Origin of the sequence: Hafnia alvei, from assembly GCF_900095695.1 — a bacterium.
Lineage (GTDB): Bacteria > Pseudomonadota > Gammaproteobacteria > Enterobacterales > Enterobacteriaceae > Hafnia > Hafnia alvei_B.
The window spans coordinates 94882-121011 of sequence record NZ_FMIQ01000041.1; the positions used below are offsets into that span (position 1 = coordinate 94882).

Annotated in this window: 30 protein-coding genes and 1 tRNA gene; 11 read left to right on the forward strand and 20 right to left on the reverse strand. The window is 50.1% G+C overall.

Features of this window, described 5'->3' with window-relative positions; all coding sequences use genetic code 11:
* Positions 1-50 precede the first annotated feature (50 nt).
* Positions 51-2063 (forward strand): sigma 54-interacting transcriptional regulator, encoded by a 2013-nt coding sequence (locus tag BN1044_RS11260; protein ID WP_072308745.1) that lies wholly within the window; start codon positions 51-53, stop codon positions 2061-2063.
* Positions 2064-2133: 70 nt separating this feature from the next.
* On the opposite strand, the gene BN1044_RS11265 is transcribed toward BN1044_RS11260, so the two are convergent.
* The 12 genes from BN1044_RS11265 to rluE all read right to left on the reverse strand — a co-directional run bounded on the left by BN1044_RS11265 (position 2134) and on the right by rluE (position 14539).
* A complete protein-coding gene (locus BN1044_RS11265; protein ID WP_072308746.1) occupies positions 2134-2565 on the reverse strand; it encodes a formate hydrogenlyase maturation HycH family protein in 432 nt (143 codons plus the stop codon).
* Positions 2565-3341, reverse strand: a complete 777-nt coding sequence (locus tag BN1044_RS11270; protein WP_072308748.1) for an NADH-quinone oxidoreductase subunit B family protein — start codon at positions 3339-3341, stop codon at positions 2565-2567. Before BN1044_RS11270 ends, BN1044_RS11265 begins: the two co-directional genes overlap by 1 nt.
* Complete coding sequence (gene hyfH / locus BN1044_RS11275) at positions 3338-3889, reverse strand: hydrogenase 4 subunit H (protein ID WP_072308749.1); 552 nt, start codon at positions 3887-3889, stop codon at positions 3338-3340. The genes BN1044_RS11270 and hyfH overlap by 4 nt, the downstream gene beginning before the upstream one ends.
* A 10-nt stretch (positions 3890-3899) precedes the next feature.
* A complete protein-coding gene (locus tag BN1044_RS11280; RefSeq protein WP_072308750.1) occupies positions 3900-5639 on the reverse strand; it encodes a hydrogenase large subunit in 1740 nt (579 codons plus the stop codon).
* Between the two features lies 1 nt (position 5640).
* Entirely contained in the window at positions 5641-7227 is a 1587-nt protein-coding gene (locus tag BN1044_RS11285; RefSeq protein ID WP_072308751.1) for a hydrogenase 4 subunit F, read from the reverse strand.
* A 4-nt stretch (positions 7228-7231) separates the two neighbouring features.
* Entirely contained in the window at positions 7232-7882 is a 651-nt protein-coding gene (gene hyfE / locus BN1044_RS11290) for a hydrogenase 4 membrane subunit (RefSeq protein ID WP_072308752.1), read from the reverse strand.
* Positions 7883-7893: 11 nt separating this feature from the next.
* Positions 7894-9333 (reverse strand): hydrogenase 4 subunit D, encoded by a 1440-nt coding sequence (locus BN1044_RS11295; protein WP_072308786.1) that lies wholly within the window; start codon positions 9331-9333, stop codon positions 7894-7896.
* A gap of 15 nt (positions 9334-9348) precedes the next feature.
* Positions 9349-10299: a respiratory chain complex I subunit 1 family protein gene (locus BN1044_RS11300; protein WP_072308754.1), complete on the reverse strand. Its 951-nt coding sequence runs from the start codon at positions 10297-10299 to the stop codon at positions 9349-9351.
* A 10-nt stretch (positions 10300-10309) separates the two neighbouring features.
* Entirely contained in the window at positions 10310-12325 is a 2016-nt protein-coding gene (gene hyfB, locus BN1044_RS11305) for a hydrogenase 4 subunit B (protein WP_072308755.1), read from the reverse strand.
* A 1-nt stretch (position 12326) separates the two neighbouring features.
* Positions 12327-12947, reverse strand: a complete 621-nt coding sequence (locus tag BN1044_RS11310) for a 4Fe-4S dicluster domain-containing protein (RefSeq protein WP_072308756.1) — start codon at positions 12945-12947, stop codon at positions 12327-12329.
* Positions 12948-13363: 416 nt separating this feature from the next.
* On the reverse strand, positions 13364-13816 hold the full coding sequence (locus BN1044_RS11315; RefSeq protein ID WP_072308757.1) for an NUDIX hydrolase: 453 nt from the start codon (positions 13814-13816) through the stop codon (positions 13364-13366).
* 96 nt (positions 13817-13912) lie between these two features.
* Positions 13913-14539, reverse strand: coding sequence for a 23S rRNA pseudouridine(2457) synthase RluE (gene rluE, locus BN1044_RS11320; RefSeq protein WP_072308758.1), 627 nt, complete (start codon positions 14537-14539; stop codon positions 13913-13915).
* Between the two features lie 241 nt (positions 14540-14780).
* On the opposite strand from rluE, the gene icd reads away from it, so the two are divergent.
* The gene (icd, locus tag BN1044_RS11325) at positions 14781-16034 is read left to right on the forward strand and encodes an NADP-dependent isocitrate dehydrogenase (RefSeq protein ID WP_025797012.1); all 1254 of its coding nucleotides are present in this window, start codon (positions 14781-14783) and stop codon (positions 16032-16034) included.
* 111 nt (positions 16035-16145) lie between these two features.
* Here the strand turns inward: icd and BN1044_RS11330 are convergent, their stop codons facing one another.
* From BN1044_RS11330 to BN1044_RS11355, 6 genes are all read right to left on the reverse strand, one after another.
* Positions 16146-17279: a phage integrase Arm DNA-binding domain-containing protein gene (locus BN1044_RS11330; protein ID WP_072308760.1), complete on the reverse strand. Its 1134-nt coding sequence runs from the start codon at positions 17277-17279 to the stop codon at positions 16146-16148.
* The gene (locus BN1044_RS11335; RefSeq protein ID WP_072308761.1) at positions 17254-17505 is read right to left on the reverse strand and encodes an excisionase; all 252 of its coding nucleotides are present in this window, start codon (positions 17503-17505) and stop codon (positions 17254-17256) included. Before BN1044_RS11335 ends, BN1044_RS11330 begins: the two co-directional genes overlap by 26 nt.
* Positions 17506-17576: 71 nt before the next feature.
* Entirely contained in the window at positions 17577-18185 is a 609-nt protein-coding gene (locus tag BN1044_RS11340) for a 3'-5' exonuclease (protein WP_072308762.1), read from the reverse strand.
* Positions 18178-18522 carry a hypothetical protein gene (locus BN1044_RS11345; protein WP_072308763.1) on the reverse strand — a complete coding sequence of 115 codons (345 nt, stop codon included), beginning with the start codon at positions 18520-18522 and terminating at the stop codon, positions 18178-18180. Before BN1044_RS11345 ends, BN1044_RS11340 begins: the two co-directional genes overlap by 8 nt.
* A gap of 102 nt (positions 18523-18624) precedes the next feature.
* Positions 18625-18705: transfer RNA gene (locus tag BN1044_RS11350), tRNA-Ile, on the reverse strand.
* Positions 18706-18934: 229 nt separating this feature from the next.
* Positions 18935-19645, reverse strand: a complete 711-nt coding sequence (locus BN1044_RS11355; protein WP_072308764.1) for a LexA family protein — start codon at positions 19643-19645, stop codon at positions 18935-18937.
* A 108-nt stretch (positions 19646-19753) separates the two neighbouring features.
* On the opposite strand from BN1044_RS11355, the gene BN1044_RS11360 reads away from it, so the two are divergent.
* From BN1044_RS11360 to BN1044_RS11400, 9 genes are all read left to right on the forward strand, one after another.
* Positions 19754-19975: a Cro/CI family transcriptional regulator gene (locus BN1044_RS11360; RefSeq protein ID WP_072308766.1), complete on the forward strand. Its 222-nt coding sequence runs from the start codon at positions 19754-19756 to the stop codon at positions 19973-19975.
* Positions 19976-20018: 43 nt separating this feature from the next.
* On the forward strand, positions 20019-20552 hold the full coding sequence (locus BN1044_RS11365) for a YmfL family putative regulatory protein (protein ID WP_072308767.1): 534 nt from the start codon (positions 20019-20021) through the stop codon (positions 20550-20552).
* 180 nt (positions 20553-20732) lie between these two features.
* On the forward strand, positions 20733-20912 hold the full coding sequence (locus BN1044_RS11370; protein WP_072308768.1) for a DUF4222 domain-containing protein: 180 nt from the start codon (positions 20733-20735) through the stop codon (positions 20910-20912).
* Positions 20909-21775, forward strand: coding sequence for a conserved phage C-terminal domain-containing protein (locus BN1044_RS11375; protein ID WP_072308769.1), 867 nt, complete (start codon positions 20909-20911; stop codon positions 21773-21775). Before BN1044_RS11370 ends, BN1044_RS11375 begins: the two co-directional genes overlap by 4 nt.
* A gap of 2 nt (positions 21776-21777) precedes the next feature.
* On the forward strand, positions 21778-22050 hold the full coding sequence (locus tag BN1044_RS11380) for a PerC family transcriptional regulator (protein ID WP_072308771.1): 273 nt from the start codon (positions 21778-21780) through the stop codon (positions 22048-22050).
* A 2-nt stretch (positions 22051-22052) separates the two neighbouring features.
* Positions 22053-22700, forward strand: a complete 648-nt coding sequence (locus BN1044_RS11385; protein WP_072308772.1) for a phage N-6-adenine-methyltransferase — start codon at positions 22053-22055, stop codon at positions 22698-22700.
* A complete protein-coding gene (locus BN1044_RS11390; RefSeq protein ID WP_072308773.1) occupies positions 22697-23695 on the forward strand; it encodes a DUF968 domain-containing protein in 999 nt (332 codons plus the stop codon). Before BN1044_RS11385 ends, BN1044_RS11390 begins: the two co-directional genes overlap by 4 nt.
* Positions 23696-23715: 20 nt before the next feature.
* The gene (locus BN1044_RS11395) at positions 23716-24411 is read left to right on the forward strand and encodes a bacteriophage antitermination protein Q (RefSeq protein WP_072308775.1); all 696 of its coding nucleotides are present in this window, start codon (positions 23716-23718) and stop codon (positions 24409-24411) included.
* A gap of 234 nt (positions 24412-24645) precedes the next feature.
* Entirely contained in the window at positions 24646-24879 is a 234-nt protein-coding gene (locus tag BN1044_RS11400) for a hypothetical protein (RefSeq protein ID WP_072308777.1), read from the forward strand.
* A 102-nt stretch (positions 24880-24981) separates the two neighbouring features.
* Here BN1044_RS11400 and BN1044_RS23580 read toward each other — a convergent pair whose 3' ends face one another.
* Together BN1044_RS23580 and BN1044_RS11405 are read right to left on the reverse strand one after the other, a co-directional pair.
* The gene (locus BN1044_RS23580; RefSeq protein WP_155403083.1) at positions 24982-25140 is read right to left on the reverse strand and encodes a hypothetical protein; all 159 of its coding nucleotides are present in this window, start codon (positions 25138-25140) and stop codon (positions 24982-24984) included.
* Positions 25141-25237: 97 nt separating this feature from the next.
* Positions 25238-25531, reverse strand: coding sequence for a DUF1883 domain-containing protein (locus tag BN1044_RS11405; protein WP_072308778.1), 294 nt, complete (start codon positions 25529-25531; stop codon positions 25238-25240).
* Positions 25532-26130 lie beyond the last annotated feature (599 nt).

Consider the following 26130-nt stretch of genomic DNA (forward strand, 5'->3'; position numbering starts at 1 on the left):
AAAGTATTACACTGCGTATTCAATAATCAGAATGATAACGTTGCGATATTATGAAGCCGAGCGAAACGAGCATTGTTACTAGCGTTATTACTCCGCAAAATTTACCGTGGCAGGAGGTTGTCTCTCTGGTTACGCAGCAGCTGCTTGGCCAAACCGACAGTATTGCTGCGCTCAAAGCATTTATCCCGCTACCGCCCCCTTTTAGCCCTGTACAATTTATCGAACTTCGCCTCAGTGACGGCGTTTATTATCGCTGTTTTGACGATGGCAGCGTTGAGCGTGCGGCAACGGCTTTTTCGGGTAGCGTGAGCGACAGCAATTTGCATGTGGTCAAGCTTGCGGGTAGCACGCTGGTTGAGCTTAGTTTTGTGCGTAATGACGGTGGGCGCTTTACCGCTGAGGATAAAGTGCTTTTTTCCTGGCTCGCACGGTTGGTCACGCCGGTTCTTGAAGGCTTACTGGAGCAAGAACGGCTGCGGGAAGAGTGCGCAAATTTAAGCCATGAGCGCGATCACTGTCAGATTCTGGTGGATACCACCAATTCTGTACTCTCACATCTTGAAACGGATGCGCTGGTGGCAGAAGTGTCGAAAGAGATCCATCGTTTTTTTGGCATCGCATCGATTGGCATGGCGTTACGTGACGCGGGTAAGCAGAAAAGTTTAGTGGTGTATGCCAGCGACTATTTACCGCAACAGTCTGTGACCTGCAGCCAATATTCTCTCGAACTTGACGGCAGCATGGTGGCGCGATCGCTGCATGAGAATCAATCTATTTTGCTGCAAACCACCAAGCATTTAGCCGATTGGCGGCGAGATCCTTTATTGCAGTCATTGGCGCAAAAAGGCATGCAGGCGGCTTTTTTCCTGCCGCTATCGTTTAACCACAAGCCCCTCGGTGTTCTGATTTTAGCGCATCCCGAGCCCGCTATTTTTACCCGCGACAGCTGCCAACTTTTGGCTCAGATCGCTGCTCGTATCGGTATTGCGGTGGAAAACGCCGATGCCTATGGACAGATTACCCGCAGTAAAGACAGTCTGGCGCATGAAAATATCTGGCTCAATGAGCAGATCCAAAATAGTGATGGATTCAGCGATATTATTTACCAAAGCCAAGCGATGAGTGATGTGGTTGAACAAATGGAGATGGTGGCAGAAAGCGACAGCACCGTATTGATTTTGGGGGAGACGGGAACGGGCAAAGAGATGGTGGCTCGCGCTATTCATAAGCTTAGCGCTAGACATAATAATCCCATGATAAAAATGAACTGTGCGGCGGTGCCCTCTAGCCTGCTTGAAAGCGATCTGTTCGGCCATGATAAAGGGGCGTTTACCGGTGCCACCAATACCCATCTTGGGCGTTTTGAAATGGCCGAAGGTGGAACGTTATTTTTAGATGAGATCGGCGATATGCCACTCGAACTTCAGCCCAAACTGCTACGAGTTTTGCAGGAGCGCGAAATTGAGCGCTTGGGAGGGAATCGAGTGATCCCTGTGAACGTACGCGTTATTGCTGCGACCAACCGCGATTTGCAACACATGGCGGCTGAACGTGAGTTCCGTGGCGATCTCTATTACCGGCTGAATGTGTTTCCGATTTTGTTACCGCCGCTGCGCGAAAGACCAGAAGATATTCCTTTATTGGCGAGATTTTTCACCCAAAAGCTGGCTCGCCGCATGAATCGAGATATTGACAGTATTCCCGCCGAAGCCTTAAACCATCTGAGCCACTATCCTTGGCCTGGCAACGTGCGAGAGCTGGAAAACGTGATTGAAAGAGCGGTAATTTTGACTCGTCGCGGACCGCTTAATTTACAGCTCAATGATCTGAGGATCCCCGCAGCCAAACGCCATGTGGCAGATAAAATCTCTAAAATGGCGCAGATCCTGCAAACCAAAGCCCCAGAAAATGATGAAGAAGAAAGAGAGCGTATCGTGCAGGTGCTGCGGGAAACTAACGGTATTGTGGCAGGGCCTCGCGGCGCCGCGGTTAAACTGGGAATAAAGCGCACCACGCTGCTGTCGCGGATGCAGCGTTTAGGCATTTCTGCCCGAGAAGTATAAATTTGTGAACACCAAGTAATGCACCGTTTGGGAAGCACATTGCTGTGCTTCTTGATTTGTGATGAGGCAATCAGATATTAGCGGGTGTCTTTTTCACCATCAGATAGATGGCAGGCTCGTGAACTATCTCGGCTAACAAACGGATTAAGGTTGAACTCCACTCGGCAAAGGGCGCTTCCGCTGACTCACAGAGCGGAGCAAATGCGTTGGCCAGCATTTGCGTGTGCGTGCTATCAATCGTTATCTCACCAAAAGTCAGCAGCCCACGCATTTTACGCAGCGCATCGCCCTCCGGTAAGCGTGAAATCCAGTTCTGGTACTCAGCTAAAGAACAGGTGAGCTCGGTGTTCAGACAGTCAATAACGCCCACGTGATGCCCAATCGCTAAGGAGTAATACATCACCTGCTGCGCCTGTTCGGGGACGTCGCCGCTATCAAGAAATTTTTGCCGCAGCGACCAAAAGACCACGTTGTGCTGATTTGGTTTTTCTTCCCCAGCCATTATCGACCTCCCGTAGCTAGCAGGCTTTGTAGCCGATGCACGATTTCGCTTAAGCGTGGGTCGCTAGCACTTCGCAACCATTGATCGATATTGCTTGCCACCGTGTTCGCATCGCCGTTTTGTAGCAGTCCGAGGAATTGATCGCTGATCTCGCGCCCTTGACGATAACCCGCCAAGCGCCGAGCCTCGCGTTCAATGAGTATCCTTAGCTCTGGCAGCGTTTGTGGCAGCAATAACGAGGCTTTCTCATTCGGCTGCTGTTGGTGGTCAACGCCTTTGAGTTTTTGATCGAGCAAGCCGAGTGCGACGGCAAAGCCGTAAATGGTGGCGGCAGGCGTTGGCGGACAGCCAGGGATCCAGACATCAATCGGAACAATGGTATCGCTGCCGCCCCATACGCAGTACAGATCGTGGAAAATGCCTCCGCCGCAGCCGCAGGCGCCGTAAGAAATACAGATTTTAGGATCGGGTGCCGCTTCATATGCGCGCAATGCCGGAACCCGCATGGCGCGCGTGACGGCGCCGGTAAACAGAAGAATATCCGCATGACGCGGGGAGGGAACCACTTTGATCCCAAAGCGCTCGGCGTCAAATAGGGGCGTTATAGCCGCAAATATTTCTATTTCGCAGCCGTTGCAGCCGCCGCAGTCAACGCGATAGACATAGGCAGAACGCTTAATGTCCCTGAGCAGGGTTTGTTTGAGCGCGGTTGCCGACTCGTCCAATTGAATCGGTTGGCTGGCAGTGTGCCCTATCGGACTCGGTGTGTGGCTCATTGGCTTTTCTCCCCAACGTGATAGCACAGGTTTTGGTGCTCATGGTGGCTCAGGTCATCTTTACGTCGGCAGCTAGGGCAGGTTTCAAACTTGGGCCGCATTTCCTCAACGCTGGCGGCATCGACGCCAGACTGGATCAGCAGCGCCATGGCATACTCCACCGATTTCACCGGCGTGAAAGGACGATGACAGCTGCGACAGTTCTGCAGTTGAAACGTGGCTTTTACATACAAATCAGGTTTGTGGGTTACCGCCATTTCAAACTCGGGCGACAGCACAATGGCGCGCGTTGGGCACACCTCTTCACACCGGCCACAAAAAATGCAGCGGCCAATAAACAGTTGCCAAATGCGTTCACCATTCTGGAGGTGAGTTTCCATCGTCAATGCGTTCGCGGGGCAGGCGACAGTACAGGCCCCGCAGGCGATACATTGCTCGGGATCGTATTCTGGTTTGCCACGAAAACCGGGACAAACGTCCAGCGGCTTGAAAGGATATTTCACCGTTGGCTCACCGGCTTTGAGGATGGTCTTAAACAGTTTCAGCATTGTTTAACCCTCATTTCAGCAGTGAATGGTTACGTTCAACGCTATAGCGCTCAATTTCCCGATAGGAGACGGTTTTGGATTTTTTCTTACGCACGTCAACTAGGGTCACTCGGTCTGTACAGGAGTAGCAGGGATCAAGGCTGCCAATGATAAGCGGGGCATCGGAGATGGTGTTTCCACGCAGCATGTAGCGTAATACCGGCCAGTTGGCGTAGGTCGCGGCGCGACAGCGCCAGCGGAACAGTTTCTGGTTATCACCCAGCATGCTCCAATGCACGTCTTCACCGCGCGGTGCCTCGGCATACCCCAGTGCAAACTTATGCGGTTGATAGGTGAAGCCTTCGACCAGCAGATTGCCTTCGGGAAGATTATCTAAGCCGTATTCGATCATGGCTAAAGAGTCGAAAACCTCCTTCACGCGCACCATCACGCGCGAGAACACGTCGCCGCCGTCGAAGGTAAACAACGTTTTCGGCAGGTTGCCATAATCGGCATAGGGGTGGTCGAAGCGCATGTCTCGTTTGAAACCGCTACCGCGGATCAGTGGCCCAACGGGGCTGAAATCACGTGCAATTTTACGATCTAAAATACCTACGCCCTGTGTGCGCTGCTCAATGTTGGGCGTATTCATCAGCATATCGACTAGCTGGGTGACGTCATCGCGCATCTCATGGACTAATTGCAGGGTTTTCATCTGCTGGGCTTTGAGAATGTCACGACGGATGCCGCCAATCAGGTTTAAGCCGTAGGTTTTGCGTGCGCCGGTGAGCAGCTCTGCCATCATCATGGATTTTTCACGCACGCGGAAAAACTGCATGAATCCGGTATCGAAGCCCACAAAGTGACTCGATAGGCCGAGGTTTAGCAAGTGGCTGTGTAGCCGCTCGACTTCTAACAAAATACTGCGAATGGTATGAGCCCGAGGAGGAACCACAATACCCAGCGCATTTTCAACCGATGATGTGTAAGCCACGCTGTGGGTGAAGCCACAAATGCCGCATACCCGATCGGAGAGGAAAGTGACTTCGTTATAACCCATGCGCGTTTCAGCCAGCTTTTCCATCCCGCGATGCACGTAGAAAAGCCGATAGTCCGCATCGATAATCTGCTCGCCGTCGACAAATAAGCGGAAATGCCCGGGTTCATCGGAGGTAATGTGCATCGGGCCAATGGGCACAATGCGGTTATCTTTGCCGCCGAGTTCATTGATGAATTCATAGGTTTCGGCATCGGTGGTTGGCATTGGGCGCTGGCGGTAATCCATTGCGTCTTTGCGCAACGGATACATGCCGTCTGGCCAGTCATCGGGTAGCACTAAACGCCGCTCATCGGGTAAACCCACCGGTATCAAACCATACATGTCGCGAATTTCACGCTCGCCCCATACCGCGGCCGGAACGCGAGGCGTCACTGAAGGGAACTCTAGCGTGGACGCGCTAACCAAGGCTTTAACCGTCACCCAGCACTTCTCGCCTTCCTCCATCGATAGCACGTAATAAACGGCAAAATAGCCATTCAGAGAGCGTTCATCGTTGCCGAATAAGACCGGCAGCCAGCCGCCGAGCTGATAGTACAAATATTCCACTATCTCTGGCAGTTCGTTGGTTTTCACCGTCACGGTGAGCTGATCGGCGGTTTGCCACTCTTCATCCAGTACGCTATTGGGAAACTTTTCGCGCAGCTTTTTCAAATAGCCCGTACCGCGCTTTTCACCCTGTTGATTATTATTTACCACATTTAGGTAGCTCACATTACTTCTCCATGCAGGATGTTGGTGCGCATTGCGCGGACGAAACATGTTGTGCAGCGACCCACGGCCAGTTGAAGGTTGGGGTCTGCGTTGATGATGGATTCATGACGATGGTGGCGGCGTTTTCAAGCAGACGTGTCACCGGTTGGGGAATATGCGTCCCCATCACCAGCATCAGCACGATTAGGATCGCCATCGGTAAGGTCGTGAGCAGCCCCAGTTCGCCTTTGCTGACGGCATCAGGGGCGTCGCCAAACAGAACACACGCCACCATGCGCACTAAACCACCGAGCACGATGGTTAACAGCAGCAGGATGAAAAGGGTGAGCCAAAGATGCCCCGCAGCCAAACCAGCAACAACGGTCATAAATTCACTGATGAAGACGTTAAACGGCGGCATTCCGCCGAGCGCCAGGGCGCCCCCCGCAAACAGCACCGCGCTGAACGGCATGATTTTGAGCATACCTCTCACCGCGTGCAGATCACGGGTGCCGTATTTCAATAACACGTTGCCAGAACCACAAAACAGCAGCGTTTTGGCCAGACTGTGATTCAGCGTGTGCAGCAAGGCCGCCAGCACACCCAGCGGGCCGCCGATGCCGATAGCGACCACAATCAGCCCCATATTTTCGACGCTGGAGTAGGCCAGCAAACGCTTAATGTCGCGCTGAACCAGAATAAAGAACGCCGCAACGGCAACGGACAGCAAGCCAAATACGATCAGTAATCGACTTGGGAATTCTGGCCCGATAGCGGCGCTGATGATGATGTAGTAGCGGATTATCACCAACAGAGCGCAGTTCAGCAGCACCGCAGAAAGCAGGGCGCTGGTGGGGCTGGGCGCTTCGCTATGAGCGTCCGGTAACCACGCATGCATAGGAAATAGCCCGGTTTTGGTTCCGAAGCCAATCAGGATAAATACAAAGGCCAAATGCATGAGGGTGGGATCTAGCTGGCCCGCATGTTTAAGCACTTCCGTCCAGAAAATAGCGTTGTTGGCATCGGGCATAAAGCTGGCCGCATTGGCATAAACCAAAATGGTGCCAAACAGGCCAAAGGCAACGCCGACGGTACAAATAATGATGTATTTCCATGCGGCTTCCAGCGACGAGCGCTGTCCGTAAATTCCCACCAGAAACGCCGAGCTTAAGGTGGTGGCTTCAATGGCGGCCCACATTAAGATGAGATTATTACTGGTGACCACCAGCAGCATGGTGAAGAGGAACAGGTGGAAGAAACCATAGTAATTGCACAGCGTTGGGACGGAAATTTCCCCTTCGTCGACTTCATGGCGCATGTAACCGATAGAGTAAAGTCCGGTTAAAAAGCCAATCACGCCCAGAATTGCCAAGAACAGGGCGCTAAGACTGTCAATATGCAGCCAGTGGTTAGCCGATAAAAGCTCGCCGTGCTCGGCTGTCATCGCAACTACCCACAGGGCGACGATTAACAACGCGAGAATACCAACGCTGTGCAGCGCTGTGACTATGACGCGGGCTGAATCCCCCAGCAGGCGGCTGGCAAAGGTTAACAACGAGGCAATTAACGGCGTCGCCAGTAGGAGAAATAAAATCGATTCTTGATTCATCGCGTTACCCCTTCAGCGCCGTGAGTTGTTCAACGTCCAGCGTGTTGAGCGTGCGATAAATCTTGCGCGCTAGCACCGCCATGACGATCACGGCAAAAATGGCATCGGTGGCAATACCGATTTCAACTAGCTCTGGTGCTCGGAATGCCAGCAATGCCAGAGTGAGATGAGAGCCGTTTTCCATCAGGCAGTAGCCAAATACCTGCTTCAGGATATTGCGCTGGGTTACGATACACAGTAGCCCCAATAGGAAATGCCCAAGCGAGACCGCCAGCGCAGGTTTCAGCGTCGCCAGTAACGGCAGTTGAACCGGCGCGACCACGAACCAACACAGCACCACGATAACGGCAGCAGACAGCATCAGCATCGACATGCTGATAATGCTGCCGTTGGCGCTGGGATCTGACAGCTTGCGAAAGGCATAACCCATAATAAGCGGCACCATTACGACTTTGGTAACGAAGGCGCTGATGGCCCAAAGGGCTAACTGATGAGCCTCAAGAGTTTGCGACAGCGTGAAGAATATCAGCACCAAAACCAGCGACTGCAAAGCATAGAGCCAGCAAGAAGCGGTAGGGCGTTTGGCGCCAATGACCAGCAGCGACGTGAGCATCATCAGCCCTGCGAGGTTATTAACGATCAATGATCCGGTCATAGTTGACTCCCTTATCCAAGCCAGGCAACGGCGATAAAACTTGAGAATACTGACATCGCGATCAGCACCACCAACACGATACGCATGGCTAGAGGAACCGGCGCCGCTTGAGCAACCTCTTCGCTCGGCGTGCCGGGAATGACGCGACCGAACCAATAAATGAACCACGCAAAGCTGGCGACAGATTCGATGAGTACCAGCACCATTAATGGCGTCATGACCCAAAACTCATGTGAAAGCGCAAAACCTGCGGCGAAAATAGGGAATTTGCTAAAGAAGCCGTTAAACGGGGGGACGCCGGTAATGGCTAAGGCGGCCACGCAGAATCCGATGCCAAGCAGCGGCATTTTCTTCAGCACGCCCTTTAAACGCGGCAGCATTCGGGTGCCACAGCTGTAGCTAAGTGCTCCGGCGATCAGGAAGAACAGGCTTTTGGCAAAGGCATGGTTGAAGATGTAAGCCACACCGCCTTCAAAGGCCAGTTTAGAGCCGAATATCGACAGCGAGAGGGCGAGAAAAATGTAGGAAAGCTGGGTAATGGTTGACCATGCCAACAGGCGCTTCATGTCTTTTTGCGGCAAATACATTAAGAAGCCGTAGATCAGCGTGATGGTCGCCATGATGATGCCGACCCAGCCGATAATATGCGGCACTTCTCCGGCCGATAGGATGGCACGCGCGAAGATATAAACACCGACTTTGACCATTGATGCCGCATGTAAATAAGCACTGATAGGCGTTGGCGCTTCCATCGCATCGGGCAACCACGCCTGTAGCGGTAGCTGGGCAGATTTCCCCCATGCGGCAAACAAGATCCCGCCGAACACGATATAGCTGGCGCTGCCGTGTAAATTAGCCAGCGCGCTGAGGGCAAAAGTGCCGGTATTAAGGAACAGTGTGGCGGCCGCGAGATACAGCCCAATCGAGGCCACATGGGTGATAAGCAGCGCTTTCATGGCGGAACGCTGAGATTTTGGCGTCTGGTAATAGCCAATTAATGCCCACGAACAGCCGCCTGTGATTTCGAAAAACAGCAGTTGCCCCAGAATGGTGGATGAAAGCACCAGCCCGACCATGGCACCAATGAAGATCAGCAGAAACGCGTAATAGCGATTGCTGTCCTCATGTGGATGCTCTTTATTACCAACGGTGAGATAACCCGTTGAATAGAGGCTGACCAAGAAGCCAAGAAACACCACGGCAAACACGATAAGGGTGCTGATTCGGTCAATGGTAAAACCAAACAGCTCGACCGTGCCGTAGCTGAGTAGGGTATAGGTGACGTCGGCTTTATCATGCAGCCAATATTGCCAACCCAGTGCCAGCGTGCCCAAGGTGGCTAATAGGGCGAGGAGAGTACATAGCCATTTAGCGTAACGTTTGGGTGCGCAGGCGGTGATAAGTGCGCCGATAAACGGTAGCAAAAGGGTCGTTAGAGCGATATTTTCCATCATGGCGGTAGCTCCTTATAGACCGGTTAGGTAAAACACGAAGGCTAGCGCTGCAACGCCAAAGCCAAGCCATGTCACACGGTGAGTCATCAGGAAGCGACCGCGAGCCAAACTGTTTTCCACCAGTGAGGCCAGCACGAATACCACCAGAAGTTTGATAAGCATGAGGATCAACGCGAAGAAGAGCGCAGAAGCGCTGAGCGTGGCGGCCTTACCAAAGGGAATAAACACCGCTAGAAACAGTTCTGCGACCACGACCTGCTTCAGGCCGATTCCCCATTTCACCAAGGCCAGTCCCGAACCTGAATACTCGGTGAGCGGCCCTTCCTGCAATTCCTGTTCGGCCTCGGCCACGTCGAAGGGAATTTTTCCCATTTCAATGAAGGCGGTAAATCCGCAGGCTAGCAGCGCCAAGAACGTTGCCGTGGGTGAGCTCCACCCCTGAGTCAAGGTGGCGCTGATGGTGCCAATGTTGGTTGACCCCGCGATAAGCGCCACCACCAAAAGAGCCAGAATCAACGTTGGTTCAACTAAGATCCCCAACGTGAGTTCACGGCTGGCACCAATACCGGCAAAAGTGCTGCCGGTATCCAAGCCGGAAAGCGAGAAGAAAAACCGGAACAGAGCGAAAAGATACAGCAAAGCGATAAGGTCACCCGCGCCACCGAAGGGGGCAGTCTGTGTGAAGACTGGGAGAGACATCGCCACTAACAGCATGCTGCCGAGCAAAACATAGGGCATCAGGCGGAAAATAATGCCGGACTGTGCTGGACCGACTTCTTGGCGCTTGAACAGTTTGCCAAGATCGCGATAATCCTGCCAAATCCCCGGCCCGCGGCGAGATTGCATTCTGGCGCGGATCTGGCGCGAGATACCGGTCATCAGTGGAGTCATGGCTAATAGGATAATCGCTTGCATTAGCGCGAAGATCCCCATCGCCAGCGAGGGCGTTTCTTGCATTAACATGATTTTCTCCTCACACCGCAATAATCAAAAGTAGGATCACTAATGCGGCCACAATGTAGAGGCAGTACAGTCTGAAATCGCCCCCCTGCAGATTTTGAACGCGTGAGCCAAAACGTCGCACGCCACGAACCAGTGGGTAGATGATGCCTTCGTCCCAAAACGGTTCTGCACGTGCGGCTCCGCGGGTGGTGCTATCTAGCGCACGTGCTAAAAGAGGTGACGGATCGAGCTGTTTACGCAGCCGATAAAGCGACATAAACATCACGCGCAGCGGTTGAGTGAAACTGCCAGCGGAAGCAGACATGGCATCCTCCCAGCCGTATCCACAGGCCCAAGGATCGCCATGGCGACGAAATTTCTGCTGGTTACCGCGTAACGCCAGATAGACCAGCAGCGGCAGCAGCGGCAATGCCAGTAATAAGATGAACATGACCGCTGGGGAAAGCATGGCCTGAGAGGCCTGCGCGGGAACCAGCAGCAATCCTTCAGAGACGGTGATGGGGTGAGTATTGACGAGCGTAGTGGCTACGCTAGAAATGATGGGTGCCACAATGCTGGCACCTGCGCCAAGCAAAATGCACAGTAACGCCAACAGCAACATGGAGAGCGTCATTGGCCAAGGCACTTCGCGAGCCTGCGCGGCCTGCTCACTGCGCGCACCGCCGCAAAAACTAATGCCGTACACTTTAACGAAGCACATCGCTGCGAGTGCGCCGGTGATGGCCAGCATCACAATGGCAATGGGCGCACTTAGCCGCATGATGAAATCACCGGAATGGCTCATTGAGAACAGCGATTGATAGGTGTACCACTCACTGATGAAGCCGTTGAGCGGGGGGAGTGCCGAAATAGACATACAGCCGATGAGAAATGCCAGTCCTGTCCACGGCATAAGTTTGCCGAGGCCGCCCATCTTTTCCATATCGCGGGTGTGCACACGGTAAATAACGGCGCCTGCGCCGAGGAACAACAGCCCTTTAAAGACGGCGTGATTCAGCAGGTGATAGAGCGCGCCAAGCAGACCTAACGCGGCGAGAACAGGGTGCTGAGTGGCGATGCCAACCATGCCTACGCCCACGCCCATTAAAATGATGCCGATGTTTTCAACCGTATGCCATGCGAGGAGCCGCTTGATATCGTGCTCGGCAAGCGCATACAGCACGCCTAACACGGAAGATACGGCACCAAATCCCAGCACCACGATCCCCCACCACAGCTCGGTGGCACCTAGCAGGTCGATACCGATCTTGATGATGCCAAAAATGCCGATTTTCACCATAACGCCAGACATTAAGGCCGATGCGTGGGAAGGTGCCGCAGGGTGCGCGCGAGGCAGCCAGCTATGCAGCGGCAGCATCCCTGCTTTGGCACCAAAGCCAAAAAAGCCCAGCAGAAAAACGGTCGAGGCCAGCCCTGGAGAAAGCGAGAGGCTGCGGAAAGAAGCAAAATTGAGGCTGCCGCTTTGCTGCCACATCAGGAAGAAGGCAATCATGATGAGCACGGAACCGGCGTGGGCGATAAAGAAATAGAGCAGGCCCGCGTGGATAGATTCGTCGTCCTGATCGGCAATAACCAAAAACCACGAGGCGAGCGACATCATTTCGAACAGAATGATGAAGTAAAAGGCATTGTCCATCACCACCAGCGCCACCATGGAGGCAATGAACAGGTTCATGAAGAACCCCATGCTCCACGCTCCGCGGCCGCGATACTCCTCAACATAAGAAAGTGAATACAGCCCGCAAAGGGTCACCAGTAATGAAATGACCAGCACCATAAACGCCGCGAGGGGATCCATTCGAACCACGAACTCGGCGAAAGGGAAGGGGCCGGCAGCAGAAAAGGTGAGCGTTATGCCCTGCATCAATACCGGAAACGCGCTGCACAGCCCGATAATACCGCCCAGAATTGCGCTGATGCCGGTGGCCCAAATCGCGATACGCTCTTGCCGTGCAAACAGTAAAGAGAGTACGGCACCCACAACGTAGAGACCAACAGACCAGAACAACAATTGTAGAGAATCCATATTAGAGGTGCTCCTGCGGTGGGATGGCGAGCGCCAGAAGGTCAGACGCTAACTCGGAAGAGGCTTCCAAGCGGCGTTGTAGCAGTTGCTGAGCCATCAGTTTTTCATCGACCAAGTGCAGCGCATCGGTGGGGCAAACTTGGATACAGGCGGGGCCAGACGGCGAGAAAGCACATAGGTCACATTTGACGGCAATGCTACGTACCCCTGCATTCCATGCCAGAAAGGGTTCCATCGTCGGCGGACTGACGGGGACATCGGCAAGCTCAGCCGCGCTGACGTGATATTGAAATTGATTGGGAAGATCCAGAGGATGACTACCAAAAGGTGTAATCGCCCCGAAGGGGCAGACCAGACCACATAGTTTGCAGCCGATGCACAGGCTTTCATTTAGCTCAATGGCGTCTGCGCCTTGGCTGATGGCGCTAACTGGGCATACTCGTTTACACGGTGCGTCTTCACATTGGCGGCACAGGATGGGGGCCGTTTGGTCGCCGGTACGCGTCATCGCAAGGCGAGGGTGCTGCTGCAACCCTTGATCCTTGTGCGTCTGGGCGCAGGCAGCCAGACAAGTATTACAGCCAATGCATCGCAAAGGTTCTGCAATCACAAAGCGATTCATGTTCGGTCCTCTGGTTCAGATGACAACGGTGACTATCATGCTCAATGCATGAGCACGATCCGTGCCAAAGAGAGGCCTAAGAATTTTTTCTAATAAAAAGAATGAGTAACGTTTTTAGCGCGAGACAAATTAAGTGATTTGGGGCGGGGTCGTCATTTTTATGAGTTAAAAAAACGTCAATTGTGACGAATAAGAATATCAAAGGTAAAAAGTGTGATCGCCAGCACGTCATGCTGAGAGGATAAGAAAAACCCCGCCGATGCGTAACGCCGTTCGTTTAAGAGATCGAGATACACGGGGCTAGCACACCGCGGGGCGCTCCGGCAGCTAAAGCTGCTACGCCCCCCATCGGTGTACTTCCCCTAAAATCACGCTTAAGTGAACGGTGTTACGACGATGCGGGGTTTATCGCTTAATCAGCGGCTTTTCAGTTCACCGAAAGTAGCGAGAATTTCCAGCGGATATCGTTCCTGACGTTGATAACGCAGGATGCTCTCGCGAACCAGCGGCGACCGCAGACGGTCACTGTGAATAATTTCATCGGCGGTAAGCCACAGGCAGCGGTCAATATCGTTATCGTGTGGCTGCGTTTCCGGCTGTTCTGGCAAATCAATCGAGAAGGTAAAACGCAAGAAGGGGGTGTTGTCTGGCGCAACCCATTGATACATTTGCAACAGGTGCTGAGGCTGGGCGTGTATCCCCGTCTCTTCCCATAGCTCACGCACCGCGGCCTCCAACAAAGTTTCGTCGGCCTCCAAATGACCCGCAGGCTGATTCCAGGTCGGTTTGCCGTGTACGGTTTCTTCAACGATCAAAAAACGATCTTGGGATTGCACAACGCAGGCAACGGTCACATGAGGTTTTAGCATCAGATTTCCTTCTTCTATTGTTTAGCTATTCAATATTGCTTAACCATTTCGTTCTTAAGGCGTTTAATTCAGCCATGTGTTATGCATGCTTCACGGCTAGGGATATTGGATTTCTTGCCACGCGCCGAGGGCGAGATCTTGCAACGTAATATCTCCCATGCTGTAGCGGATCAGGCGCAGGGTGGGGAAACCAATATGCGCTGTCATTCGACGCACCTGCCGGTTACGGCCTTCATAAAGCGTTACTTTCATCCATGTGGTAGGGATAGATTTACGCTCACGAATTGGGGGATTACGCGGCCAAAGCCATTCTGGCTCGGCAACGATTTCAACCCCGGCGGGTAGCGTCATACCGTCTTTTAGCTCAAGGCCACGGCGGAATTGCTCTAGAGCGGTTTCGTCTGGCGCACCTTCAACCTGAACATAGTAGACCTTACCCGTTTTTTGCCCTGGCTGAGTTAGCTGAGCTTGAAGTTGGCCGTCGTTGGTTAGCACCAGTAGGCCTTCGCTGTCTCGATCGAGACGACCGGCGGCGTAAACGTCGGTCAACGGGATGAAGTCTTTTAAGGTAGTGCGTCCTGCTTCATCGGTGAACTGAGGCAAAACGTCGAAAGGTTTGTTGAATATGACCACTTTTCGTGGCCCACGTGGACGCTTTACAGCCGCAGCAGGGCGCGAGCTGAATCGGTTAACTTTGTGATTTTTAACAGGGAATTTTGACATAGTGATTATGATAGCAGATGGTCGCAACATTATAACTGAAATCGTATTCCGATTGGCGACAGACAATATTTCAAGTAATATTGACAGGTATCTTACATTGCATTAACAAAAGGCTGCGTTTTTTAAAATTCATGCCTTAGCGAAATCAAGCAGTTACTGTACAAAAACGAATGACCCAGGTTAATGGGTAGTAATATTTATAAACGGTATTTTATAAGTACGTGCGCTGAAGGAGAGGTTAATGGAAAGCAAAGTTGTTGTTCCGGCTGAAGGTAAGAAAATTACGGTTGATGCTCAGGGGAAACTGGTTGTTCCGCATAACCCGGTGATTCCGTTCATTGAAGGTGACGGTATCGGTGTTGACGTGACTCCTGCAATGATCAAAGTCGTAGATGCAGCCGTTAACAAAGCCTACAAAGGCGAACGCAAAATTTCTTGGATGGAAATCTACACCGGCGAAAAATCAACTCAGGTTTATGGCAAAGACGTATGGTTGCCTGAAGAGACGCTGGACCTTATTCGTGACTACCGCGTGGCTATCAAAGGCCCACTGACCACTCCGGTTGGCGGCGGTATTCGTTCTCTTAACGTTGCATTGCGCCAGCAGCTCGACCTTTACGTTTGTCTGCGCCCAGTCCGTTACTATCAGGGCACGCCAAGCCCGGTGAAACAGCCAGAATTGACCGATATGGTGATCTTCCGTGAAAACTCAGAAGACATCTATGCTGGTATCGAATGGAAAGCAGATAGCGCTGAAGCTGACAAAGTGATCAAATTCCTGCGTGATGAAATGGGCGTGAAGAAAATTCGCTTCCCTGAACATTGCGGTATCGGCATCAAGCCTTGCTCGGAAGAGGGCACTAAGCGTTTGGTACGCGCGGCGATTGAATATGCGATCACCAACGACCGCGATTCTTTGACGCTGGTTCACAAAGGCAACATCATGAAGTTCACCGAAGGCGCATTTAAAGACTGGGGATACCAGTTGGCGCGTGAAGAATTCGGTGGCGAACTGATCGACGGCGGCCCATGGGTTAAAATCAAGAACCCTAAAACCGGCAAAGACATCATCGTTAAAGATGTGATTGCGGATGCGTTCCTGCAACAGATCCTGCTACGTCCTGCCGAATATGACGTTATCGCCTGTATGAACCTGAACGGTGACTACATTTCTGATGCGCTGGCCGCACAGGTTGGTGGTATCGGTATTGCACCGGGCGCTAACATCGGTGACGAATGCGCACTGTTCGAAGCTACCCACGGCACGGCACCTAAGTATGCTGGCCAAGATAAAGTAAACCCAGGTTCTATTATCTTGTCCGCTGAAATGATGCTGCGCCACATGGAATGGTTTGAAGCGGCTGATTTAATTGTTAAAGGCATGGAAGGCGCGATTGCTGCCAAGACCGTGACCTATGACTTCGAACGTCAGTTAGAAGGCGCTAAGCTGCTGAAATGTTCAGAGTTTGGTGACGCGATTATTAAGCACATGTAATAGCGTAAATGTAAACGGGGCCGTTAGAGCCCCGTTATTTTTTGTTAACAAGAAATCTTCCCCAAAACTCCACCAAAATTCTTCCCCAAAACCCTCCTGTGATTGGCTCTTTTATATAGCAACAACCATCCAATTTTTCCCCCGATCGTCGTTGTACTTATCTGTCATTTTTTTTGATTTATGCCCAAGTAGTTTTTGCGTATCGACTCCTTGCTCTCGATAGAGTCGTTCCGATAACGATCTTTGTTCGTGAAAGGTTGGTGCTGTCTTTTCTTCCCAACTGATACCGCAATTGTTGCGTGATTTCTTAAAAGTCGTTGTCAGCGAACTTACCGATACATTTCCGCCGCATGTGGCTTGAGATGTTGAATGCCTAAAATGAACCAAATACTTACTGACCACGGCATCGCGGCATACCGCAATTACATCTCTAAGGCTCATATCAATCGCGTTGCATCTGAGGCTCAGTGGGATCGCCAATCTCATGCCTGTCTTTTCTTGGGTTACATGCAACATGTCATCCCAAATATCCGAAAACTTCATCGCGCATATATCTCCGATCCTTTGGCCGGTGACTAATGCTAATAGCATCCCGCTCTTGAGATAGGCTGGGTGGTGATCTGCTTGTGTGAAAATCGCCTGCCACTCCACAAGAGATAATCTCTGTCGTGAGATTTTGTTGTGGGGCTGTCGGGTTGCTTGTGCAGGGTTGTAGCCTGGAGGCACGTGCCCAGCGTGCTGGGCCTCTTTGAATATATCAATCAGAACCATTCGAACGACCTGAGCCATACGACTGTGTCCATCGGCCTTTACTGGATCGACAATCTCTGAGATATCGAGAGTAGTAATGCTTTTTAAATACTGCATACCACAGTGTTCACGGAACAGACGGACGGGTTTTATTTTCTGCTTGTAAGTATTGGGTCTTAATTCCTCGTTTTTAATTCGTTCTTCCTGAATGGTTATATATTTATCAAGCCACTCAGAAACAGTAATGGATTCTCTCGAGCCTTTTAACTGCGCAATTTTGTCATTAATAGACAGGATTTGCCTTGTACGCTGCTCAGCAATAATTACGTTTGCTTCACTAGCGACCTGTTTGGCCTCATCTTCATCGCACCCTAAGCTGTGAAATTTACCGGTGATAGGATGCTTATATTGCCAGTAGACCTTTCCATTACGCTTATCTAATTTCCTATACAGATTCGGTATAGTGATCTTATGCGAGCGTGGACGAGCAGCCATCTGAAATAATCCTTTTTAGCATTGGATTTGCCGTCTTTGAGAGTACAGGTGTTGCCAGCATGCCCACATATCGAGCATTGCGGTCAACCATCCACTCTCGACCAATTTTCTGAGCAGGTGGGACGATCATCTGCCCCTTGGCATATTTTTTTAAGATTCTTTCGCTAGGGGCGAGGTCGCCAAATTCCTCTTTTGCCCACTCCAGCAATGGAAGCATTCGCGCCATAGTCATTCCTCGATAGCCAGCCCAATAGCACAGTATGAGCTGGCGGGTAGTTTGGGTACTAATAATCAGTTTTAATGGGATGCCATGTTGCCAGAGTAGGCTATGACCATTTGCTCAGCATCATTCATTGCATCATGCAGTGCATGATGCTTAATAATCTGAAAACATGGCTGGTGGTCCACGATGTAACCTTTTTGGCTGTCAGTTAGCGCATCGATATACGTGCGGACGTCTCGCTTGCCGTTGTATTTCCAAGGGCAGGTCAAACCGCATTGGCGATAAGCATGTTCCAAAATGGAGCCATCAAAATCAGTACCACGAAAATATATCCGGGCATCATTATGCTGAGCGATCCAGTTGGATAAGTTCAGCAGTTGCGTGCTTAATGAATGGCGCTCACCGGCTAAAGCTTCATGAGCATCTTCCCCCTGAGTTCTCCACCAGAACTGAGTATCTTTGCCAACAGAACGGCCAGACATGAGCTGGTTGAACGTATCCACAAGTGCGTAAAAGATATATGGGGAATATTCGGCTACATCTAGATCTCGGCTAACTTCAAGAATAGAACTGCGTGTCTTCTCGATGTTTGAGATATCAAAAGCGAAGCCCCCAATAGAAAGGATTAAAGCAGAAGGGCGTACATCCATAGTTTCAATGTCGATCACGATTGAGTTAGTCATTTTTCTGCCCCTGTGCTGGGAGTTCAAGATTTGAAATGATCTCTATTACCGAGCTTAGCCTCATGGCCATTGCTGCAGCCTTTTGTGTTGGCGTAGGAAGCTCTTTCAAAATCCAGCTAAGGACTCTGTTTAGTAGTTCTATCTGTTGGCTCAAATCTACAAGCTCAGGCTTTCTTTCTGCATCCTTGGCTTGCAGACGCACTTCATACAACACGTCATACCGAGTAGTGACCTCACGCAATATTGCTGCGGCCTCCGGGTATTGCCCTCTCACTAGCTTGGTGCCTGCATGCGCCTGCTTAACGAGTGTCTTTGCTGGTAATTCGCTTAACGTCACGATTATTCCTCCACATTTTTTTAGGTATGAGTATCTCCGGTGCGAATTAATTAAAATTCACACAAACAGATAGGTTCTCTAATAATTCTCCACATAAATGAGCAGTGGTGGCTGGACTTGAACCAGCGCGTACCCGCTACGCTATGAACGCTTGTGACGCTCTACCAACTGAGCTACGCCACCCACTCTGCTTGAGACCCCTCACAAGCCAAAACAAGTGTAACGAGTATCTCTGGGATGAATTAATAGTACCTTAGGTATTATTTAAATCAATACCAGCGGTATTTTAATTTAATATTTGGATATTATTTTATTGAAAGTTAAGTGATTTTATTTTTTTGCGGGGTGAACTGCTGAGGATAAGACAGAGAGCCCAACAGTTTAGAGAGCTCTTTAGAGGGTAGATGCAGGACTAAACTAATCTCAGTTTGGTTTCGATTGCGACTCCGATAATTTTACAGTTGCCATTGATTGGAACGAGAGGCCATGCAGGGTTCAGACCTTTGAGATATTTAGCTCCACCATCGATGATCAATTTTTTAAATGTGGCTTCATTCGCATCCGTTAGTTTTGCAATGACTAAGCTGCCATTCACAGGATCTCTGCCCGTATCTATAAGCACTAAAGTACCTTCAGGAATACTGATGCCGCTAGGGGCTGTCATTGAATCGCCTTGCACACGCAGCCAAAAACCAGAGCCAAAAACAGTAGCATCTGATTCGAACCATTCATCAATATCATCAAGAGTATAGGGCTCGCAAGCGTCAGCCCATGCGCCAGCACTTACCCAGCTAATGACTGGATAGAGATTGCCGCGAGCATAAGGAATTGGATTTTTAACATTGGCATCAAGTGATGACGCCATTTGCTGTGCTTCCTTTGCAAGAGTAGGGCTAAAGTCTGAAATGCTGATGTTTAGCATCTTGGCAAATACAGCTGCGGCTTTTGTATTAAGCGCATTCCTACCATTTAGATAATGACCAACCGCACCTTGACTCGCATTCAGCTCGTCGGCGATAGATTGCTGGGTTAGTCCCAGTGTTTTCTTTTTAGCCTCATAAATCGCTTTTAGTCGCTTGGCGTCTTCAAGCTGATCTGGCGTCAATGTCTTTTGGTTTTTCATTCTTTGATTTTAATACCTTTAGTCATAAAAATGCGAATACCTCAGGTATTGATTTAAATAATACTTTGGGTATTATTATTGGACTTTCATCTAGTCAGGAGGTGTTCAGTGAGAGTCGTTTCACTAGCTGATTATGTCAAGGAGAAGGGGCAGGTTACCGCGGCCGCAACGCTTGGTGTACATCAAACAGCTATCAGTAAGGCGATCAGAACAAAGCGCAATGTAAACGTTATTCAACAGTTGGACGGAACAGTCCGAGCTGAAGAGATCAAGCCATTTCCAAATCACAAACCAACAAGCGAGGAGATGTCCTGTAGCCATAAATCATAAGTAACCAGACCAAAAGTAAAACCACAAAAAAAGGACCAACGCTGTGGACAACAAGAACTTTCCAGCCCCGGCTGATATGACAGTAGCAATGCACAAGCTGATCACTTCTACACCGGGTGGGTATGAAGCGATGGCGCAACAGCTTTCGCACGATGGTACCCATAACGCGCTGAGTAACCGCGTTCGCCAGATCGGTGGGCAAATGGTGCCGTTCGGCATGGTCATCCAAATGGAGGCCTTTTCCGGTCGCACGGATATTACCGAGGCTATGTGCAAACGCGCTGGTGGTGTGTTCGTGAAATTGCCTGATGTCGATCAGGTCGGGAATGAGGAGCTGCTGCACAAGTTTAACGATCTGCTCGCTGCGCTGGGTGACTTTAGCCGGGCGCATAACGAGTTCACCAACGATGGCGTGCTTGATCGAGAAGAAAGCAAACGACTACGGGCTAAAGGGTATCGCGCACAGTCTTTGATAGCTGAGATTTGGGTGATTTCAGAAATGTTGTGGGGAGAAGGTGACGCCAAGAGTATGCAGCTCTTGGCGTCGGGTGCGAAACATTCTTGTGTGGAGAAATAATCGCGTGAGCAATTTAACAGTAAATACTCTGGCGCCGCAACTGCGTTGCTTACCAGCTACAAACGTCCGGCCACCAGCGCCATTACGGTATGAACGAAGAATAGCAAACCGCTGGGTGCCATGTAACCACAGAAGGGCGGTGGCTATTGTGGGTGTTATAGCAAGAAAGCGGAGGACGTCATGACACACGGTATTGCTTCTCTTGATCGCTTCTATCGCGATAGGAAAGGGACTGTTGTCCACGTTATCCGTTACGACCGGATTAACCAGAAAGTGATTTATCGCCGTCAGGGCTATGACTTTGAGTGTGCATCGCCGCTCATTCTCTTTCGCTCTCGTTTTGAAAGGATCGACGTATGAGCAACAAGTTATCAGGTTACGTCTGGGACGGTTGCGCAGCTGCGGGGTTAAAACTCTCAGAGGTGGCCATCATGGCTCGTCTGGCAGATTTCAGCAGTGACGAGGGCAAAAGCTGGCCCTCAGTGACCACCATTGCTCGCCAGATTGGTGCGGGTGAAAGCACCGTACGTACAGCGCTGGGGAAACTGGAGCGAGAAGGGTGGATTAGCCGCCAACAACGCCGAGCAGGTAACAGGAACGCCAGCAATATTTACCAGCTCAATGTTGAGAAACTTCGCCTAGCTGCTCATGCGTCAGAATCTGACCCGTCAAAATCTGACGCCTCAAAATTTGACGGGTCAAAATCCGACGCGTCGAAATCCAGCAAAAAGGGCGGTTTTCACCCGTCAGAATCTGGGGGCGATCCATCAGTAACATCAACACCTGAACCATCAAGTATTAAAACCTTTTGTCAGCCTCCGGCCGACCCTGAGGTTGAAATCACCGATCAGGCCATTCAGGTACTCAAACACCTGAACCAAGTAACCGCATCTCGGTACCAGAATTGCAAATCGTCACTCGAGAATATCCGTGGCCGACTGCGTGAAGGGTTCACCACTGACGAGCTGGTGTTGGTTGTGGATTTCAGTGTCGAGCGTTGGGCCAGCAATCCTGATTTTTCAGCGAACCTGAATCCGGTGACGCTGTTTCGCCCAGCAAAATTCCCCGCATATCTCAGTTCGGCGACCAAATGGGTGGCCGCTGGTCGACTGCCAAGATCTCAGTGGCCTACAGGCACGCAAGCAAAACAGCCAGCAAGCTACGTCAATATGGATTTCTCGAAGCAGGAATATTCAGCGCCAACCACTGGCTGGAGAACATGATCATGAAAATTAAAACCATGCCAGTTATTCGTCGCCATCGCCCAGCACTGGTTCAACTTCATCAGGAAAGAGCTAGACGTTGCGAAGCATCAAAGCAGTGGCGCCGCGCTGAATATGAATGGTCCCGAGTCATTGAGAACTGTGGTACCGAAGAAGATATGGAACACGCAGTGAAATGCCGTAACCAGTGCTCAATTCATTGCCGTGCGACGTATGTAACAGCTGATCCGCGAATGGATTTTGAAACGGTTGTCAGCTTGGAGGTGCTGTCGTGAATATGAATATCAACCCATACTGCGCCGATTTAGCAGCACAACGTGCAGAGTCTGAACACTACCTAAAAGACGTTGGCGATCAGTGGCGTACTCCAGATTCATTGTTTTGGGGCATTAACGCTATGTTCGGGCAAATTACTCTCGATCTGTTTGCTGATGCTGATAATGCCAAATGTGACGCGTACTACACCGCTGAAGATAACGCACTTACTCAGGACTGGTCAGAACGTCTAAAAGAGCTAGGCGGTGCGGCATACGCAAACCCACCGTACAGCCGCGTTAAAGAGTATGAAGGGCAATATGTCACAGGCATGCGCCACATTATCGATCATGCGATGGCTATGCGTGAGAAGGGCGGTCGTTACATCCTCCTGATTAAGGCTGCGACAAGCGAAGTGTGGTGGCCAGAAGAAGCCGATCATGTTGCTTTCATTCGTGGGCGTATCGGCTTTGATCTGCCTGTGTGGTTTAAGCCTGCTGATGAGAAGCAAAAGCCTACCGGCGCGTTTTTTGCTGGAGCGGTGGTCATTCTGGATAAGCAATGGCGTGGACCAGCAATCAGTTATGTCACCCGCGATGATCTAATCACTCGGGGTGATGCATTTCTGGCGCAAGTTCGTCGTATGGCTGAAAAGCTGGTGGCAGCATGAGATTGTTACTGACTGCGTTTCCTCAGTCAGATCTGGGCGTAGTGCTACTGCGCCCCGGTACCGGTCTGATGCATCATTTCAAACAACAGCAACGCCTGTACATTTCTGATGAACCCCGTGCTCTGCGTGAATTGCCAACGGGTGAAATTCCTGCAGAACATCAGACATTAGCCGCAGATCCGCGCCTATCTGCTTTCTGGGCTAATGATCGTGTTTATCGAGCAGCTGGTGGGTTGGATAGTTTGCTCACATGGCTCGATGAGAAGGATGAATGCCAGTGGCATGCGGATTGGCACCATAAAGAGCTAGTGACAACACCCTATGAGGGCAGCGCGGTTCGGCTGTGCTGGAGTTGTGATAATCGTACTCGCACGCATTTCACAGAAGCCATGATGTCGATTGCTATGCAGAACAGGATTGAATGCTTACTCGAGGCCATTCGCATCAAACTGGATCTGAGTGAAGGGCGAGAGATTTCATTTGCTGAGGTGTGCTGGTGGGCGACGCTAAACGGTGTAGCAGACCTTCTTCCTGCGTACGCTATTACTGGGATGGAACTCCCCACCATCGGAGGCACAACGAAAGAGGCGGATATTAACCCGTGGGAGCCAGATCCATTCTCTATTGTTGCCGATCTTGTGGAGCAGGTAAAACCCGTTATCAAGCTTTCGGGTGATGAAGCGCCACCAGCGAGCTTTATGTTGAAACCTAAGTTACAGCGGTGGGAGTGTGAGAAATACACGCGGTGGGTAAAAACGCAAAAGTGCTGCGGTTGCAGTAAACCAGCTGACGATCCGCATCATGTGATTAACCACGGGCTCGGTGGCATGGGAACCAAAACGCATGACCTGTTCGTGTTGCCGTTATGCAGACGGTGCCACGACAAGTTGCACAAGGATGTTGGGGCGTGGGAGCAGAAACACGGGGATCAGCGATTCCTATTGATTGAATTTTTAAATTACGCGCTGGGTGTTGGCGCAATTTTCAAAGCGTAACGTGTGGGGAGCGCTGAGTAATGAATTTACAGCATTTAGAGTATGTAAGAAGCTGCGTTTCGCTGGCACTTGCAAACATTGTCGGAGCAACAAAAGGCCAGCTTGATGCGTTTCAGGGAGCGGCAGTGGTAAACACGTCACGTTATCCACGTAAGCCAGTGCGCGAAGTTGGCGGGCAGGTTCGCATTGCTGATCCGGTTAAGTGTGCAGAAACTCGAGGCGGTAAGGATATAAGGCCACCAATTGAAGAAATTGTGTTCTGTCTTAGTTCGTGGCGCCGGGCAATATCTACACTTGATGGCCACCAGCTTGGATGGATTCGGTATTGCTATGCGCATGACCTGAACTATGACTATCAAGTCCTGATCACTAAACATGTATGGGACGAGTTCAAAAAGACGTTAGCAGGCAAGCGGATCACAAAGAAAGTGACGTCACGACTTGCACAATTGGTGTGGCTGGCAGTGCAGCAGTATGCCTACACTCGCAGAGCTATGGATGGAGAGCAGCGTAAAGCATGTGAATTAGCGAGCTTGCTGGGGATTGCCCCGGACAATTGGTCAAAACACTATGCTGATCATTGGGCACACTTGATCCTTGAGTGTGAGCGATTAGATGAAGGCGTATTGCGTGATGTAGATAACAAAAGAATTGATGATATCGTGCATTTTAACGACAAAGTTATTGCAAAAGTCAACAAAATGAGCCATATTTAACGTTAATTTGGTATGTTGCCTAAATTACATATAAACCCGCCAAGTGCGGGTTTTTTGATCATGGCATCCAGCCAACAACCATCTATACACTAACTCTACTTCCCTGATGGATGGTAGGAGGCTGTACGGATATTCCTGAATTTGGGAAGTGGTCATCTGTGAATTCAATTTTCAGCACAACTAACATGAGTTCGTCTACTCTGTATGTGGGTAAACTACTTACAGAGAAATGCGATGGAACTACTGCTTAACGAAGCTGTATATGATTTGTGGGTTAGAGCTACTTGTTTTGCTGACGATGACCTGATTGATGAAGCTGACATCGTTGATTATATTTTTGATAATCGACCGAAAAAGTATCCCTGTGTTGCTTACTTGGGGCCGGTACAGAGCCCAACAGAATCATTCAACATTCAGTTCATCTACGGTGAACAGATCACAGAATGGGCGAAGCGTTTCTCCCTGTAATATCTTAGTCAACGAAAAATGCCTGCTAACGGATGATTTTACCATTGCTTGGGAAATAAATGATCGTTTGGGAGTAACGTAGATTGATTGAATAGAATCTACTTATAAGTTACGTTTATACATGCCGTGGATCTCGGCTAGTTTGTGAGAGAAGTGGACGGGAGGATTTTCCACGGCATTCAGCACATCAGTCAGCGAAGAAGGGTAAACCGGAGCGTTTGATGTGCTGAACAACTGCATGAGTACTGAGTTGGTATTCATCTAGGAGTCAACGTGGGGTGGCTACCCAGTGCTCATGACAGTTGTGGTTGATGGTGAACTCCTACATTGATAACTGCCTGTAATTAGACTTCCCTTACTATTTGGGCATGTCTTGGTGCTCTAATAATTCATGATTAGGCAAAATAGATATGCTCACTGAAGGCTCAGTGTCTCCATGACTATGAGTATCAATCACAATATTCCAAATCCCATCGTATGGAACTTCGACAATGGCCGGGAAATTGGTAAAAAAACCACCATGATAGTCGGCCCAGCTATCTCTACAAAACTTGTCGAAATACTTTTCATTAATCAAAAGAATTTTTGCAGGCTCTGAGCAAACCACTTTTACATAGCTGTTGGCAATAAGAAACAATCGACTATTTTTCATTCGATGGAACTCCACACGTAATAAAAAAGAAACCTCTCACCCCCGTAATTTCAGATGAGAGGGGCCATAGGCCAACACCAGGGAAAAGCGATGCTAATGTATAATCAAACGCAGTTAGTAATTGATACCCTAGGATGAATCGCAACTTATTGATTTAGATCTATTTATTTTATGATGAGTATTTGTTTTTATTATTACATCATAATTAACTCTAATGCTTTATGTTAAGTTATTGAAAATGATCTTTTTTTCAAAGGTATTGTTTTTGTCTTATGTTTATCAGGGTGAGATGATTCTTAGCTTATTTATTTTAATAATTATAAATTAAGTCATTATGGGTTTTAAAAGCTAAGCCTTGCTTAATAAAATATTAAGGCTAATCATCGTTAGTATCTAATTGAACAATAGGATTCTATCGCCAACCCTATAGTTCGCAGGCGAAGTTTAACGTCGATGTAATATCTAATAATCTTTTAGAGGCTACGTCTTGGTTGCCTCTATCATATCTAGCGCCCAGCCAACAATCTCTAGCTGTGAGTGGTTGTTGGCCAGGAGGAGACGCAAATACTTACTGCACGGTTAGATTGTAAGTAATTGTG